The following is a 15,561-nucleotide window of genomic DNA, read 5'->3' as shown; positions in this document are numbered from 1 at the left end:
GGGTGTGGTCTCGAAGATTATTGAATAATAGATACAAGGGAAAAGATACAAGATACAAGTAAACCCCTTGTCTCTTTGTTATTACTTGTATCTTGAAACTTGTATCTTGTATCTGTTTTAAATAGGCCAGTAGCTCAATTGGCAGAGCGGCGGTCTCCAAAACCGCAGGTTGGGGGTTCGATTCCCTCCTGGCCTGCCATACTGGCGGCATCAAGGACAAACTAAGGAGTTGTAGGGCCGAATTCATCCGGCCAAGCAGAACATGGCGGACAAGATTAAGTTGGTGGTGGCGATTGCGTTCCTGCTGGGTGCAATCGTGGCTTTTTATTGGTTTGCGGATCAGTCCAAGCTGGTGCGTGTTCTGGGGCTGCTGGCGGCGACAGGCATCGCGGTGATGATCGCGCTGCAGACCGAGGTGGGGCGCGCGGGCTGGGGATTTGCTATTGAATCCCGTAATGAGATACGCCGCGTGGTGTGGCCTACCCGCAAGGAGACAACCCAAACCACCCTGGTGGTGTTTGTCGTAGTCATAGTGGTGGCCATCGTGCTTTGGCTTCTCGATATGGTATTGCTGGGGTCGGTGCAGTGGCTGACCCGTCAAGGAGGCTGAGCGCATGGCATTGCGATGGTATGTAGTGCATGCTTATTCCGGTTTTGAAAGCCAGGTGAAAAACTCGCTGAAAGAGCGCGTCGAGCGCAGCAGCATGCAGGACAAGTTCGGCGAGATTCTGGTGCCCACCGAAGAAGTGGTGGAGATGCGCGAGGGGCAAAAGCGCAAGAGCGAGCGCAAATTCTTTCCCGGCTACGTGCTGGTGCAGATGGAGATGAATGACGACACCTGGCATCTGGTGAAGGATGTCCCCAAGGTGATGGGTTTCATCGGCGGCACCAGCGACAAGCCGGCGCCGATCACGGAAAAGGAAGCGCAGGCGATCTTGCAGCGGGTACACGAGGGCGCCGACAAGCCGCGTCCCAAGGTGCTGTTCGAGCCGGGTGAAGTGGTGCGCGTGATTGACGGGCCGTTCAACGACTTCAACGGCGTGGTGGAAGAGGTCAACTACGAAAAGAGCCGGTTGCGCGTTGCGGTGCTGATCTTCGGCCGCTCCACGCCGGTGGAGTTGGAGTTTAGTCAGGTGGAGAAAGCCTGATGTAGGTGCGAATTCATTCGCACCAGGCCGAATGAATTCGGCCCTACAGTTTTTTAACAGGGGAGCCCTAACCAGGCGTTACTACCCACTGAAGGAGTAAGTTATGGCAAAGAAAATAGAGGCCTACGTTAAATTGCAGGTCAAGGCCGGTCAGGCCAACCCCAGTCCGCCGGTCGGGCCTGCGCTCGGCCAGCGCGGCGTCAACATCATGGAGTTCTGCAAGGCCTTCAATGCCCAGACCCAAGGGCTGGAGCCCGGTCTGCCGATCCCGGTGGTGATCACCGTGTACAGTGATCGCAGCTTCACCTTCGTCACCAAGACACCGCCCGCTTCGATTCTGCTCAAGAAGGCGGCAGGGATCGAGAGCGGCAGCAAGACGCCCAACAGCGTGAAGGTGGGTAAGGTGAGCCGCGCGCAGCTCGAGGAGATCGCCAAGACCAAGACGCCCGACCTCACGGCCGCGGATCTGGATGCCGCCGTGCGCACCATCGCGGGCAGTGCGCGCAGCATCGGCATCGAGACGGAGCTATAAGCCATGCCTGGATTAGCGAAGCGCATCAAGGCCTACCGCGAGAAGCTCAAGCCCGGTAAGCAGTACCCCGTAGACGAGGCGCTGCGCCTCTTGAAGGAATGCGCCACGGCAAAATTCGCCGAGTCCGTGGACGTGAGCATTAACTTGGGCATAGATCCCAAGAAGTCCGATCAGGTGGTGCGCGGTTCCACGGTGCTGCCCAATGGAATAGGCAAGTCGGTGCGGGTGGCGGTGTTCGCCCAGGGCGCCAATGCTGAGGCCGCCAAGGCGGCGGGCGCCGACATCGTGGGTTTCGATGACCTTGCGGCGACCATCAAGGCCGGCGCTATGGATTTCGACGTGGTGATCGCTACCCCCGACGCGATGCGCGTGGTGGGCCAGCTCGGCCAGGTGTTGGGCCCGCGCGGCCTGATGCCCAATCCCAAGGTGGGCACGGTGACGGCCGATGTGGCGGGAGCAGTCAAGAACGCCAAGGCCGGCCAGGTGCGTTACCGCGCGGACAAGGCGGGGATCGTGCAGTGCACCATCGGCAAGGCGTCTTTCGAGGCGCCCGCCATACGCGAGAATCTGCAGGCGCTGCTCGCCGATCTCAACAAATCAAGGCCGAGCACCGCCAAGGGCATCTATCTTAAGAAAATCACGCTCTCCAGCACCATGGGGCCGGGGATTGTGATAGATCAGTCGAGTTTAGCAGTATAAATCCCCGGCCTTCGGCCACTAGCGAGGGGGGATTTAGTCGAAGACCGCAGGTGTGTGAGGGTGTTGATGTCCGAACGCTTAATTTCCTGCGCAGACGGTGTCACCAAATCAGGTACTCCCTGGTTGCGGTCGCCGTAAGGAGGGGCGGGTCCGGACGACCCGTCTCGTGTTGACCCCCAGGAGAGGAGTAAAAGTATGAGTCTCAATTTAGAAGGCAAAAAGGCCATCGTGACAGAGGTGGCGGAGGTGGCGGGAAGCGCCAAGTCCGCGGTCGCCGCTGAATACCGTGGCCTGACGGCGGGCGAACTGACCCGCCTGCGTGCGGAGGCGCGCAAGGCCGGAGTGTATCTGCGCGTGGTGCGCAACACCCTGGCGCGGCGCGCCGTCGAGAAGACGGAGTACGAGTGCCTGCAGGATACGCTGACGGGCCCGCTGATGCTGGCCTTCTCCACCGAGGACGCTACCAGCGCGCCCAGGGTGATGAGCGATTTCGCCAAGGAGTTCAACCGTCTCATCATCAAGGCGGGCGCCTTTAACGGCAAACTGCTGACCCCGGCCGAGCTTCAGAGGCTGGCCAAGATGCCGAGCCGCAACGTAGCGCTCAGCATGTTGTTGGCGGTGATGAAGGCGCCGGTTGGCAAACTGGTTCGCACGCTGGCCGCGGTGCGGGATCAAAAGTCCGCTGCCGCTGCATAATCCGCACTCTCACATTTTACGCAACTTTTAATTTAATTTATTCAGGAGCACTGACATGGCTGTAACCAAAGAGCAGATTTTAGAAACCGTCGGGAACATGACCGTCGTTGATATAGTAGACCTGATCTCGGCGATGGAGGAAAAGTTCGGTGTGTCCGCGGCGGTCGCGGTGGCTGCGGGTCCTGCGGCGGGCGCGGGTCCAGCGGCGGAAGAGCAGACCGAGTTCACCGTCACCATGACCAAGTTCGGCGAGAACAAGGTCGGCGTCATCAAGGTGATCCGCACCATCACGGGTCTGGGCCTGAAGGAGGCGAAGGATCTGGTGGAAGGCGCGCCCTCGGTGGTTAAAGAGGGTATCCCCAAGAAAGACGCCGAAGATATCAAAAAGCAACTGGAGGAAGCAGGCGCTGCGGTCGAGATCAAGTAGCCCTGTTGGCCCGTTGTCCATTTCTTATGGAGGTAGGGCCGAATTCATTCGGCCTGCTTATCTCCCGTTCGGCTGGTGGCGCAAGCCACCGGCCTTTTGGCGTTGCCGGTTCCTGGCCCCTATTTTGAGGAGCAATCATGACCTACTCTTTCACTGAAAAAAAGCGCATACGCAAGAATTTCGGTAAGCGTCCCAGCATTTTGGAAGTGCCGTATCTGCTGGCCATCCAACTGGATTCGTATCGCAGTTTTTTGCAGGAGGAGGTGACTGCCGAGAAACGGCAGGAGCACGGATTGCATGCGGCCTTCAGGTCGGTGTTTCCGATCACCAGTTACTCCGGCAACGCCGCGTTGGAATACGTCAGCTATCGCCTGGGCGCGCCGGTATTCGACGTGAAGGAGTGCCAGATGCGCGGCATGACCTACGCCGCGCCGCTGCGGGTGAAGGTGCGGCTGGTCATCTACGACAAGGAAGCGCCCAGCGACAAGCCCGTCGTAAAGGACATCCGTGAGCAAGAGGTCTACATGGGCGAGCTGCCCCTGATGACCGAAAACGGCACCTTTGTCATCAACGGCACCGAGCGCGTCATCGTGTCGCAGTTGCACCGCTCGCCCGGCGTATTCTTCGATCACGACAAGGGCAAGACCCACTCTTCCGGCAAGCTGCTGTTCTCGGCGCGCATCATCCCCTACCGCGGCTCGTGGCTGGACTTCGAATTCGATCCCAAGGATCTGGTGTTCGTGCGCATAGACCGGCGCCGCAAGTTGCCCGCGTCGGTATTGCTGCGCGCGCTCGATTACACGACCGAACAGGTGCTGGAGATCTTCTTCGAGACCAACACCTTCAGACTGGTCAAAGAGGTTATCAAGCTCGATCTGGTGCCGAGCCGCTTACGCGGCGAGATGGCCACGTTCGATATCAAGGACAACAAGGGCAAGGTTCTTGTGGAGTCCGGCCGGCGCATCACCGCGCGCCATATCCGTGACATGGAGAAGATCGGTCTCAAGACGCTCGAGGCGCCGCAGGACTATTTGATCGGCAAGGTGCTGGCGCATAACTTGATAGACAAGGAGACCGGCGAAATCATAGCCAACGCCAATGATGTCGTTTCGCTTGATCTGCTGAACAAGCTCCGCAAGGCGGGCATGCAGGAGATCAAGACGCTGTTCACCAACGACCTGGATCGCGGCAGTTATATTTCCGATACCCTGCGCGTAGACAGCACCCGCACCGCCGCCGAGGCCCAGATCGAGATCTACCGCATGATGCGGCCCGGCGAGCCGCCCAGCAAAGAAGCTGCGCAGGTGCTGTTCAATAATCTGTTTTTCAGCAGCGACCGCTATGACCTGTCGCCGGTCGGCCGCATGAAGTTCAACCGCCGCGTGGGGGTTAAAGAGACCACCGGCTCCGGTGTGCTGTCGAAGCAGGACATCATCTCCGTGCTGAAGGTGCTGATAGACATCAAGAACGGCAGCGGCACCGTGGATGATATTGATCACCTCGGCAATCGCCGCATCCGCTGCGTGGGCGAGATGGTGGAGAACCAGTTCCGCATCGGCCTGGTGCGCGTCGAGCGCGCCGTGAAGGAGCGCTTGAGCCTGGCCGAGTCGGAAGGTCTGATGCCGCACGAGTTGATCAACGCCAAACCGGTCGCGGCGGCGATCAAGGAATTCTTCGGTTCCAGCCAGTTGTCGCAATTCATGGATCAAAACAACCCGCTCTCCGAGGTCACTCACAAGCGCCGCGTTTCGGCCCTGGGGCCGGGCGGCCTGACCCGCGAGCGCGCGGGCTTCGAGGTGCGCGACGTGCACCCCACGCACTACGGGCGGGTGTGTCCGATCGAGACGCCGGAAGGTCCGAACATCGGCCTGATCAACTCGCTCGCCGTGTATGCGCGGACCAACGAATACGGCTTCCTGGAAACCCCGTACCGCAAGGTCGGGGACGGCAAGGTCACCAACAAGATCGAATACCTTTCCGCCATCGAGGAAGGTCAATACGTCATCGCCCAGGCCAACGCCACGCTGGACGAAAAAGGTCGCCTGATAGACGAGCTGGTTTCCAGCCGGCACGAGAATGAATTCACCCTGTCCACGCCCGACAAGGTGAATTATATGGACGTGTCGCCCAAACAGATTGTTTCGGTGGCGGCCTCGCTCATCCCCTTCCTGGAGCACGACGACGCCAACCGCGCCTTGATGGGTTCCAACATGCAGCGTCAGGCCGTCCCGACCCTGCGCACCGAGAAGCCGCTGGTGGGTACCGGCATGGAGTGGCCGGTAGCCAAGGATTCCGGCGTGACGGTCGTCGCGCGCCGCGGCGGCGTGGTGGACTCGGTGGACGCGGGACGCATCGTGGTGCGCGTCAACGACGAGGAGACCGCGGCCGGCGAACCCGGTGTGGACATTTATAATCTCACCAAATACACGCGCTCCAATCAGAACACCTGCATCAATCAGCGCCCGCTGGTCAAGATCGGCGACGTGATCGCGCGCGGCGACGTGCTCGCCGACGGCCCGTCCACGGATCTGGGCGAACTCGCGCTGGGTCAAAACGTGCTGGTCGCCTTCATGCCCTGGAACGGTTATAACTTCGAGGACTCCATCTTGATCTCCGAGCGTGTGGTGGAGGAGGAGCGCTTCACCACCATTCATATCGAAGAGCTGAGTTGCGTTTCCCGCGACACCAAGCTGGGTTCCGAGGAGATCACCCGCGACATCCCCTACGTCGGTGAGGGCGCGCTCGCCAAGCTGGATGAGTCGGGCATCGTCTATATCGGCGCAGAGGTAAAGCCGGGCGACATTCTGGTCGGCAAGGTAACGCCCAAGAGCGAGACCCAGCTTACGCCGGAAGAAAAACTGCTGCGCGCCATCTTCGGCGAGAAGGCGTCGGACGTTAAAGACACGAGCTTGCGCGTCCCCTCCGGGATGATCGGCACGGTCATAGACGTGCAGGTCTTCACCCGCGACGGCGTGGAAAAGGACGAACGCGCCCAGGCCATCGAGAATGCCGAGCTCGCCAAGGTCAAGAAGGATCTGCACGACCAGTTGCGCATCATGGAGGATGACATCTACCAGCGTATCGAAAAGATGCTGGTGGGCAAGACCGCGGAGGGAGGCCCCAAGGGGCTCAAGGCCGGCGCCAAGATCACCAAGGGCTACCTGAGTGAGGTCGCGCGTGAAAAATGGTTTGATATCAGGCTGCGCAATGAAGAGGCCAGCGATCAACTGGAGCTGGTGAGCGAACAGATCAAGCAACAGCGTAAGGATTTCGATGCGCGGTTCGAGGAAAAGCGCGCCAAGCTCACCTCCGGTGATGACCTCGGCCCCGGCGTGCTTAAGATGGTCAAGGTCTATATGGCCGTGCGCCGCCGCATTCAGCCCGGTGACAAGATGGCCGGCCGACACGGGAACAAGGGCGTGGTCTCGATGATCGTGCCGGTCGAAGACATGCCTTACATGGCGGATGGCACACCGGTGGATCTGGTGCTGAATCCCCTGGGCGTGCCTTCGCGCATGAACGTGGGCCAGGTGCTGGAGATCCACTTGGGCTGGGCGGCCAAGGGGCTGGGCATAAAGATAGGTCAGATGCTCGATCAGCACCGCAAGACCTCCGAGGTGCGCAAGTTCCTGGACAACATCTACAACTCGAGCGGCAAGAAAGAGGATCTGAAATCTCTATCCGATGAAGAGACCTTGACGCTGGCCCACAACCTGCGCGACGGCGTCCCGATGGCCACGCCGGTGTTCGACGGCGCCGCCGAGCAGGAGATCAAGCACATGCTGGAGCTCGCCGGTCTGCCGCTGAGCGGTCAGACCACGCTCTATGACGGGCGCACCGGCGAGTCCTTCGATCGTCCCATCTCGGTGGGCTATATGTACATGCTCAAGCTCAACCATCTGGTGGACGACAAGATGCATGCGCGCTCCACGGGCCCGTACAGTCTGGTCACTCAACAACCGCTGGGCGGCAAGGCCCAGTTCGGCGGCCAGCGCTTCGGAGAGATGGAGGTGTGGGCGCTCGAGGCGTATGGCGCCGCCTACACCCTGCAGGAGATGCTCACCGTCAAATCGGACGACGTGGCGGGCCGCACCAAGATGTACAAAAACATCGTGGACGGCGATCACCGTATGGAACCCAGCATGCCCGAGTCGTTTAATGTGTTGATTAAAGAGATTCGTTCGCTGGGGATAGACATCGAATTGGAGCAAACCTAGGTAGGTGCGAATTCATTCGCACGATGTCGGCCGAATGAATTCGGCCCTACAACGAATCCATTCGCTCCACATATACGCCGCAGCAGGAGAGAGACCATGAGAGATTTAATGAATTTGTTGAAGCAGCAAGAGCAGGTCGAAGAGTTCGACGCCATCCGCATCGGGCTCGCCTCGCCGGAGAAGATCCGCTCCTGGTCCTTCGGCGAGGTCAAGAAGCCCGAGACCATCAATTACCGCACCTTCAAGCCGGAACGCGACGGCCTGTTCTGCGCCAAGATCTTCGGCCCGGTCAAGGATTATGAATGCCTGTGCGGTAAATACAAACGCCTCAAACATCGCGGCGTGATTTGCGAAAAGTGCGGCGTCGAAGTGACGCTCGCCAAGGTGCGCCGCGAACGCATGGGCCATATCGAGCTCGCCAGCCCGGTCGCGCACATCTGGTTTTTGAAGTCGCTGCCCTCGCGCATCGGTCTGCTGCTCGATATGACGCTGCGCGACATTGAGCGCGTGCTGTATTTCGAAAGCTTTGTGGTGGTGGACCCCGGCATGACCACGCTGGAGCGCGGGCAGTTGCTCTCCGACGAGGCCTATCTCGAGGCCATCGAGGAAAACGGCGACGAGTTCGATGCCCGCATGGGCGCCGAGGCGGTCTACGAACTGCTGAAAAGCATGGATCTCAAGGCCGAGGTCGTCAAGATCCGCGAGGAGCTGGCCGGCTCCGGTTCCGAGACCAAGATCAAAAAACTCTCCAAGCGCCTGAAGCTGCTGGAGGCCTTCATCGGATCCGGCAACAAGCCGGAGTGGATCGTGCTCAGGGTACTGCCGGTGTTGCCGCCGGAATTGCGCCCCCTGGTGCCGCTCGACGGCGGCCGCTTTGCGACCTCCGACCTCAATGATCTTTACCGGCGCGTCATCAACCGCAATAATCGTCTGAAACGGCTGCTCGATTTGAATGCGCCCGACATCATCGTGCGCAATGAAAAGCGTATGCTGCAAGAGGCGGTGGACGCGCTGCTCGACAACGGCCGGCGCGGCAAGGCGATCACCGGTTCCAACAAGCGCGCCCTCAAGTCGCTCGCCGACATGATCAAGGGCAAGCAGGGCCGCTTCCGCCAGAACCTGCTCGGCAAGCGCGTGGATTATTCCGGCCGTTCGGTGATCGTGGTCGGGCCGACGCTGCGCCTGCATCAATGCGGGCTTCCCAAGAAGATGGCGCTCGAATTGTTCAAGCCTTTCATCTTCAGCAAGCTCGAACGGCGTGGGCTCGCCACCAACATCAAGGCGGCCAAAAAAATCGTCGAGCGCGAGGGGCCGGAGGTGTGGGATATTCTCGAAGAGGTCATCCGCGAACATCCGGTGATGATGAACCGCGCGCCTACCCTGCACCGTTTGGGCATTCAGGCCTTTGAACCGGTGCTGATCGAGGGCAAGGCGATCCAGTTGCACCCGCTCGTTTGTACTGCGTTCAACGCCGACTTTGACGGCGACCAGATGGCGGTGCACGTGCCGCTCTCGCTCGAGGCCCAGCTTGAAGCGCGCACGCTCATGATGTCCACCAACAATATTCTTTCGCCCGCCAACGGCGAACCCATCATCGTGCCTTCGCAGGACGTGGTGCTGGGCTTGTACTCCATGACCCGCGAGCGTGTGAATGCCAAGGGTGAGGGGATGGTGTTCGCGGACCTCGCCGAGGTGCACCGCGCCTACGAGACCCGCGCCGTCCAACTGCAGGCCAAGGTTAAGGTGCGCATCAACGAGACCCGGATTGATGACGCGGGGGAAAGGCATCGCAGCACCCGGCTGGCGGACACCACCGTGGGCCGCGCCCTGTTGTTCGAGTTGCTGCCCGAAGGTATGCCGTTCGACGCCGTCAATCAGAACATGACCAAGAAGGCCATCTCGCGGCTGATCAACGCCTGTTACCGGACGGTCGGTCTGAAGGAGACCGTCGTGCTGGCCGACCAGCTCATGTACACCGGTTTCGCCCAGGCCACCCGTTCCGGGGTCTCCATCGGTGTGGATGACATGGTCGTGCCGGATGAGAAGGGCAAGATCATCGGCGCCGCCGAGAAAGAGGTAAAAGAAATCGAAAACCAATACGCCTCCGGTCTGGTCACCAACGGCGAGCGCTATAACAAGGTCGTGGATATCTGGTCGCACACCAATGACCAGGTCGCCAAGGCCATGATGGACAAGCTGGGCACGGAGATGGTCAAGGACAAGGCCGGCAAGCCCGTCAGGCAGGCCTCGTTCAACTCCATTTATATGATGGCCGACTCCGGCGCCCGCGGCAGCGCCGCCCAGATCCGTCAGTTGGCCGGTATGCGCGGCCTGATGGCCAAGCCGGACGGCTCCATCATCGAGACGCCGATCACCGCCAATTTCCGTGAGGGTCTGGACGTGTTGCAATACTTCATCTCCACCCACGGTGCGCGCAAGGGTCTTGCCGATACCGCGCTCAAGACCGCCAACTCCGGTTATCTCACCCGGCGTCTGGTGGACGTGGCGCAGGATCTCGTCGTGACAGGAGATGATTGCGGCACTCGCCAGGGTCTTACCATGAGCCCGCTCATCGAGGGCGGCGACGTGGTTGAGCCCTTGCGCGAACGTGTGCTCGGCCGCGTCACGGCCGAGGATGTGCCGGCGCCGGGCTCCAAGAAGATCGCCGTCCCCGCCGGGACGCTGCTGGACGAGCGCTGGGTGGACAAGCTCGAAGATCTCAGCATAGACCAGATCAAGGTGCGCTCGCCGATCACCTGCGAGACGCAACACGGCATCTGCCGCGCCTGTTACGGGCGCGACCTCGGTCGCGGTCACCCGATCAATATCGGCGAGGCGGTCGGCGTCATCGCGGCGCAATCCATCGGCGAACCGGGTACGCAGCTCACCATGCGCACCTTCCACATCGGCGGCGCGGCGTCACGCGCGGCCGCGGTCAACAGCGTGGAGATCAAATCCAAGGGCAAGGTCAAGCTGCATAACATCAAGCTGGTGCAGCACCAGAGCGGCAATTACGTCGCCGTGTCGCGTTCCGGAGAGCTTACCCTGGTGGACGAGTTCGGCCGGGAGCGCGAGCGTTACCGCGTGCCTTACGGCGCGGTGCTGACGGTCAGCGAAAGCGACGAGGTGGCGCCAGGCCAGATCGTGGCGCACTGGGACCCCCACACCCACCCCGTGATTACCGAGGTGGCGGGCCGCATCAAGTTCAGCGACTTTGTCGAGGGCGTCACCGTTCATCGGCAGGCCGACGAGGTCACCGGCCTCACCAGCATGGTGGTCACCGATCCCAAACAGCGCGCCGCGAGCGCCAAGGACCTGCGTCCGATGGTGAAGCTGGTGGATGAAAAGGGCAAGGATCTGTCCATCGCCGGCACCGACATCCCGGCGCATTATTATCTGCCCGCCGGGGCCATCGTGAGCGTGGAAGACGGCTCGCGCATGGGCGTAGGCGACGTCATCGCGCGTATCCCGCAGGAATCCTCCAAGACCCGCGACATCACCGGCGGTCTGCCGCGTGTGGCGGATCTGTTCGAGGCGCGCAAGCCCAAGGAACCGGCGATCCTCGCCGAGATCTCCGGCACCATCAGCTTCGGCAAGGACACCAAGGGCAAGCAGCGGTTGATTATCACCGGCCCGGACGGTGAAACCCATGAAGAACTGATCCCGAAGTGGCGTCACGTTACCGTGTTCGAGGGCGAGCACGTGGAGCGCGGCGAGGTGATCGCGGACGGCCCGCCCGCCCCGCACGATATCCTGCGTTTGCTGGGCGTGCCGGCGCTGGCCAATTACATCGTCAACGAGGTGCAGGACGTTTACCGGTTGCAGGGCGTGAAGATCAACGACAAGCACATCGAGGTGATCGTGCGCCAGATGTTGCGCAAGGTGGAAGTGACGGCGTCCGGAGATACCAAGTTCCTCAGGGGTGAACAGGTGGATCGTCCGCGCATCCTGGAAGAGAATCAGCGGGTCACCGCCGAAGGCAAGCAACCGGCCGCCTACGAACCGATCCTGCTGGGTATCACCAAGGCCTCGCTGGCGACCCAGTCCTTCATCTCCGCGGCCTCGTTCCAGGAGACCACCCGCGTGTTGACCGAGGCCTCGGTGAGCGGCAAGTGGGATGAGCTGCGCGGGCTCAAGGAAAACGTCATCGTAGGGCGTCTGATCCCGGCGGGGACAGGCCTGGCCTATCACGCGGAGCGTCACCGTAAACGCCACGGTGCGCCGCGTGAGCAGGCGCCTACGGACGTGGTCACCGCGGAGATCAGCGGCGACAGCGTGGAGACCCTGGACCAGGCCATGCGCGCCTCGCAGGCCTGACTGGGCGGAACCGGGCCATAATCACGCCAAGCCGCCAAGCACGCAAAGGGCTTGATGATAATACCTTAGCGGCTTTGCGTCTTTGCGTGGAACCGGGTCTAAAGGGGCGTATCTGCTTGACAGGGCACCCCTTCTAAAACTACAATCTCGCTTCTTTGATGGGTGAGTTTGGGACGCCCGTCCGCGATGCGGGCGTTGTGTCTCGTTTTTTGTTTTTTATAGCGTTAAAGACGCTTTAACTTGTAGAGAAGCGCGTTCACCAAGCGTTACCGAGCCGGAGCATTATGTCAACCACTAATCAATTGGTACGCAAGCCGCGCTTGCGGCAGCAGGCCAAGAGCACTGTCCCCGCGTTGGCCCAGTGCCCGCAAAAGCGCGGCGTGTGCACCCGCGTTTATACCACTACGCCTAAAAAGCCCAACTCGGCCTTGCGTAAGGTGGCGCGTGTGCGCCTCACCAACGGCATGGAAGTGAGCAGCTACATCGGCGGTGAGGGGCACAATCTCCAGGAGCACTCCGTGGTATTGATCCGCGGCGGGCGCGTCAAGGACCTGCCGGGCGTGCGCTACCATACCGTGCGCGGCAGTCTGGACACCTCGGGCGTCACCGCCCGGCGTCAGGGCCGCTCCAAGTACGGCGCGAAACGGCCCAAGTCGTAAAAACGTGAGGAGTAAGGCGTGAGGCGTGAGGGGTTACGCCTCACGCCTTACTCCTCACTTGTATGTAGGAAAACAAAGGTAACAGGTGTAAGCATGCCAAGAAGACGAGTCGCCGCAAAACGGATAGTCATCCCGGACCCCAAGTACGGGAGCGAGATGCTGGCCAAGTTTATCAACGTAGTCATGGACAGCGGCAAAAAATCCGTGGCGGAAAAGATCATCTACGGTGCGCTCGGCCAGGTGGAAACCAAGAGCAAGGGCGAACCCATGGAAGTGCTCGGCAAGGCGCTCGAAAACGTCCGCCCGATGGTGGAGGTCAAGTCGCGCCGCGTGGGTGGAGCCACCTATCAGGTGCCGGTCGAGGTGCGCGCCGCGCGCCGTACCGCGCTGGCGATGCGCTGGCTGGTCGAGGCGGCCCGCAAGCGTGGCGAGAAATCCATGAGCATGCGCCTGGCGGGCGAGATTATGGACGCCTACGAGAGCAAGGGCGCAGCAGTGAAAAAGCGTGAGGAGACTCATCGTATGGCCGAGGCCAATAAGGCCTTTGCCCACTACCGCTGGTAACACAGCAGTTAAGTATTTTATTTAGATTTATATATAGAGAATACAGTCGTGCCACGTAAAACCCCTATTGAACGCTATCGGAACATCGGTATCAGTGCCCACATTGACGCCGGTAAGACCACGACCACCGAGCGCGTGCTTTTTTACACCGGTGTCTCGCACAAGATGGGTGAGGTGCATGACGGCGCGGCCACCATGGACTGGATGCCGCAGGAGCAGGAGCGCGGGATTACCATCACCTCCGCCGCGACCACCTGTTTCTGGAGCGGCATGGGCAAGAATTTTCCCGAACACCGCGTCAATATTATCGACACCCCGGGGCACGTAGACTTCACCATCGAAGTCGAGCGTTCCCTGCGTGTGCTGGACGGCGCCTGCATGCTGTTCTGCGCGGTCGGCGGCGTGGAGCCGCAATCTGAAACCGTATGGCGGCAGGCCAATAAATACGGCGTACCGCGCCTGGCCTTCGTTAACAAGATGGATCGCGCCGGCGCCGATTTTCTGCGCGTCGTAGAGCAGATCAAAAAGCGTCTCGGCGCCAATGCGGTGCCCCTGCAATTACCCATCGGCGCGGAAGAGAAGTACGAGGGCGTGGTGGACCTGGTCAAGATGAAGGCCATTTATTGGGACGACGCCACCCAAGGCATGCGGTTCGATGAGCGCGACGTCCCGGCCGGCATGCTGGCCGCCTGCAAGGAGTGGCGCGAAAAATTGATCGAGGCCGCCGCAGAGGGTTCCGAAGAGTCCATGGAGAAATACCTTCATGGTGTAGAATTGACCAATGAGGAAATCAAAAAGGGCCTGCGCGCGCGCACCCTGAAGTCCGAGATCGTGCCGGTACTGTGCGGCTCCGCGTTCAAGAACAAGGGCGTACAGGCCATGCTGGACGCCGTCATCGAATACCTGCCTTCCCCCATAGATAAACCCCCGATTAAAGGTCATTTGGACGACGCTGCGGAAACCCTCGCTGAGCGTCATGCCTCGGACGAGGAACCCTTCGCGGCGCTGGCCTTCAAGATTGCGACCGACCCGTTTGTCGGTACGCTGACCTTTTTCAGGGTCTATTCAGGCGTGTTGAATTCCGGTGACGCCTTGTACAACCCGGTGAAGGACAGCAAGGAGCGCATCGGCCGTATCGTACAGATGCACGCCAATAACCGCGAGGAGATCAAAGAGGTGCGCGCTGGTGATATCGCCGCAGCGATCGGCCTCAAGAACGTCAGCACCGGCGATACCCTGTGCGACCTCAAGCAGGTTATCACCCTGGAGCGTATGGAGTTTCCGGAGCCGGTGATCTCCGTCGCCGTCGAGCCCAAGACCAAGGCCGACCAGGAAAAGATGGGCGTTGCGCTCAGCAAGCTCGCCGCCGAGGATCCTTCGTTCCGTGTGCACACCGACGAGGAGTCCGGTCAGACCATCATCTCCGGTATGGGCGAGCTGCATTTGGAAATTATCGTGGACCGCATGAAGCGCGAATTCAGCGTCGAGGCCAATGTCGGCGCGCCGCAGGTCGCCTACCGCGAGACCATCCGCAAAGGCGTGGAACAGGAAGGCAAGTTTGTGCGCCAGTCCGGCGGGCGCGGTCAGTACGGCCACGTTTGGCTCAAGATCGAGCCGCTGCCGGCCGGCACGGGCTACGAATTCGTCAATGGCATTGTGGGCGGCGTAGTACCCAGGGAATATATCCCGGCCGTGGACAAGGGTGTGCAGGAACAGATGAAGAACGGCGTCATTGCCGGGTTCCCGCTGGTGGACATCCGCGTCACGATCTTCGACGGTTCTTACCACGACGTGGACTCGAACGAAATGGCGTTCAAGATCGCGGGATCCATGGGCCTTAAAGAAGGCGTGAAGAAGGCCAGCCCGGTGCTGCTTGAGCCGATCATGAAGGTCGAGGTAGTGGCCCCCGAGGATTATCTGGGTGTTGTGATGGGTGATTTGAACCGCAGGCGCGGACTGGTGCAAGGCACCGACGACTCGCCCGCCGGCAAGATCGTCACCGCCGAGGTGCCGCTCAAGGAGATGTTTGGCTATTCCACCGATCTCCGTTCCGCGACGCAGGGCCGCGCCACCTATTCTATGGAATTCGTGAAATACGCTGAAGCACCCAACAGTATTGCAGAAGCCGTCATCAAGAAAGCATCATAAGAGGAGAGTACCGTGTCCAAGGCAAAATTTGAGCGGACCAAGCCGCATTTAAACGTAGGCACCATCGGCCACGTAGACCATGGCAAGACCACCCTGACGGCGGCCTTGACCAAAGTCATGGCAGGGCTGCACGGCGGTGAATACAAAGCCTACG

Annotated in this window: 12 protein-coding genes and 1 tRNA gene; all 13 read left to right on the top strand. The window is 60.5% G+C overall.

What is annotated here, in order from left to right; genetic code table 11:
* Nucleotides 1-123: 123 nt before the first annotated feature.
* A tRNA-Trp gene (locus HY028_03125) sits at nt 124-199 on the top strand.
* Nucleotides 200-262: 63 nt separating this feature from the next.
* Entirely contained in the window at nt 263-610 is a 348-nt protein-coding gene (gene secE, locus HY028_03120) for a preprotein translocase subunit SecE (protein ID MBI3343851.1), read from the top strand.
* A gap of 4 nt (nt 611-614) precedes the next feature.
* The gene (gene nusG / locus HY028_03115) at nt 615-1,148 is read left to right on the top strand and encodes a transcription termination/antitermination protein NusG (GenBank protein MBI3343850.1); all 534 of its coding nucleotides are present in this window, start codon (nt 615-617) and stop codon (nt 1,146-1,148) included.
* Nucleotides 1,149-1,251: 103 nt separating this feature from the next.
* Nucleotides 1,252-1,680: a 50S ribosomal protein L11 gene (rplK, locus tag HY028_03110; protein MBI3343849.1), complete on the top strand. Its 429-nt coding sequence runs from the start codon at nt 1,252-1,254 to the stop codon at nt 1,678-1,680.
* Between the two features lie 3 nt (nt 1,681-1,683).
* Nucleotides 1,684-2,379 (top strand): 50S ribosomal protein L1, encoded by a 696-nt coding sequence (gene rplA, locus HY028_03105; GenBank protein MBI3343848.1) that lies wholly within the window; start codon nt 1,684-1,686, stop codon nt 2,377-2,379.
* Nucleotides 2,380-2,574: 195 nt separating this feature from the next.
* Nucleotides 2,575-3,075: a 50S ribosomal protein L10 gene (gene rplJ / locus HY028_03100; protein ID MBI3343847.1), complete on the top strand. Its 501-nt coding sequence runs from the start codon at nt 2,575-2,577 to the stop codon at nt 3,073-3,075.
* Nucleotides 3,076-3,130: 55 nt separating this feature from the next.
* Entirely contained in the window at nt 3,131-3,502 is a 372-nt protein-coding gene (gene rplL, locus HY028_03095; protein MBI3343846.1) for a 50S ribosomal protein L7/L12, read from the top strand.
* Between the two features lie 137 nt (nt 3,503-3,639).
* Nucleotides 3,640-7,719, top strand: a complete 4,080-nt coding sequence (rpoB, locus tag HY028_03090; GenBank protein ID MBI3343845.1) for a DNA-directed RNA polymerase subunit beta — start codon at nt 3,640-3,642, stop codon at nt 7,717-7,719.
* A 96-nt stretch (nt 7,720-7,815) separates the two neighbouring features.
* Complete coding sequence (gene rpoC, locus HY028_03085; GenBank protein ID MBI3343844.1) at nt 7,816-12,036, top strand: DNA-directed RNA polymerase subunit beta'; 4,221 nt, start codon at nt 7,816-7,818, stop codon at nt 12,034-12,036.
* 284 nt (nt 12,037-12,320) lie between these two features.
* Entirely contained in the window at nt 12,321-12,695 is a 375-nt protein-coding gene (gene rpsL, locus HY028_03080) for a 30S ribosomal protein S12 (GenBank protein ID MBI3343843.1), read from the top strand.
* Nucleotides 12,696-12,788: 93 nt separating this feature from the next.
* Nucleotides 12,789-13,259: a 30S ribosomal protein S7 gene (gene rpsG / locus HY028_03075; GenBank protein MBI3343842.1), complete on the top strand. Its 471-nt coding sequence runs from the start codon at nt 12,789-12,791 to the stop codon at nt 13,257-13,259.
* 48 nt (nt 13,260-13,307) lie between these two features.
* Nucleotides 13,308-15,407 carry an elongation factor G gene (gene fusA / locus HY028_03070; protein ID MBI3343841.1) on the top strand — a complete coding sequence of 700 codons (2,100 nt, stop codon included), beginning with the start codon at nt 13,308-13,310 and terminating at the stop codon, nt 15,405-15,407.
* A 12-nt stretch (nt 15,408-15,419) separates the two neighbouring features.
* On the top strand, nt 15,420-15,561 hold a 142-nt coding region (gene tuf, locus HY028_03065; GenBank protein MBI3343840.1), incomplete at its 3' end, for an elongation factor Tu.

The organism is Gammaproteobacteria bacterium (assembly GCA_016195665.1).
GTDB lineage: Bacteria > Pseudomonadota > Gammaproteobacteria > SURF-13 > SURF-13 > JACPZD01.
This window is presented reverse-complemented; position numbering and strand designations above follow the sequence as displayed.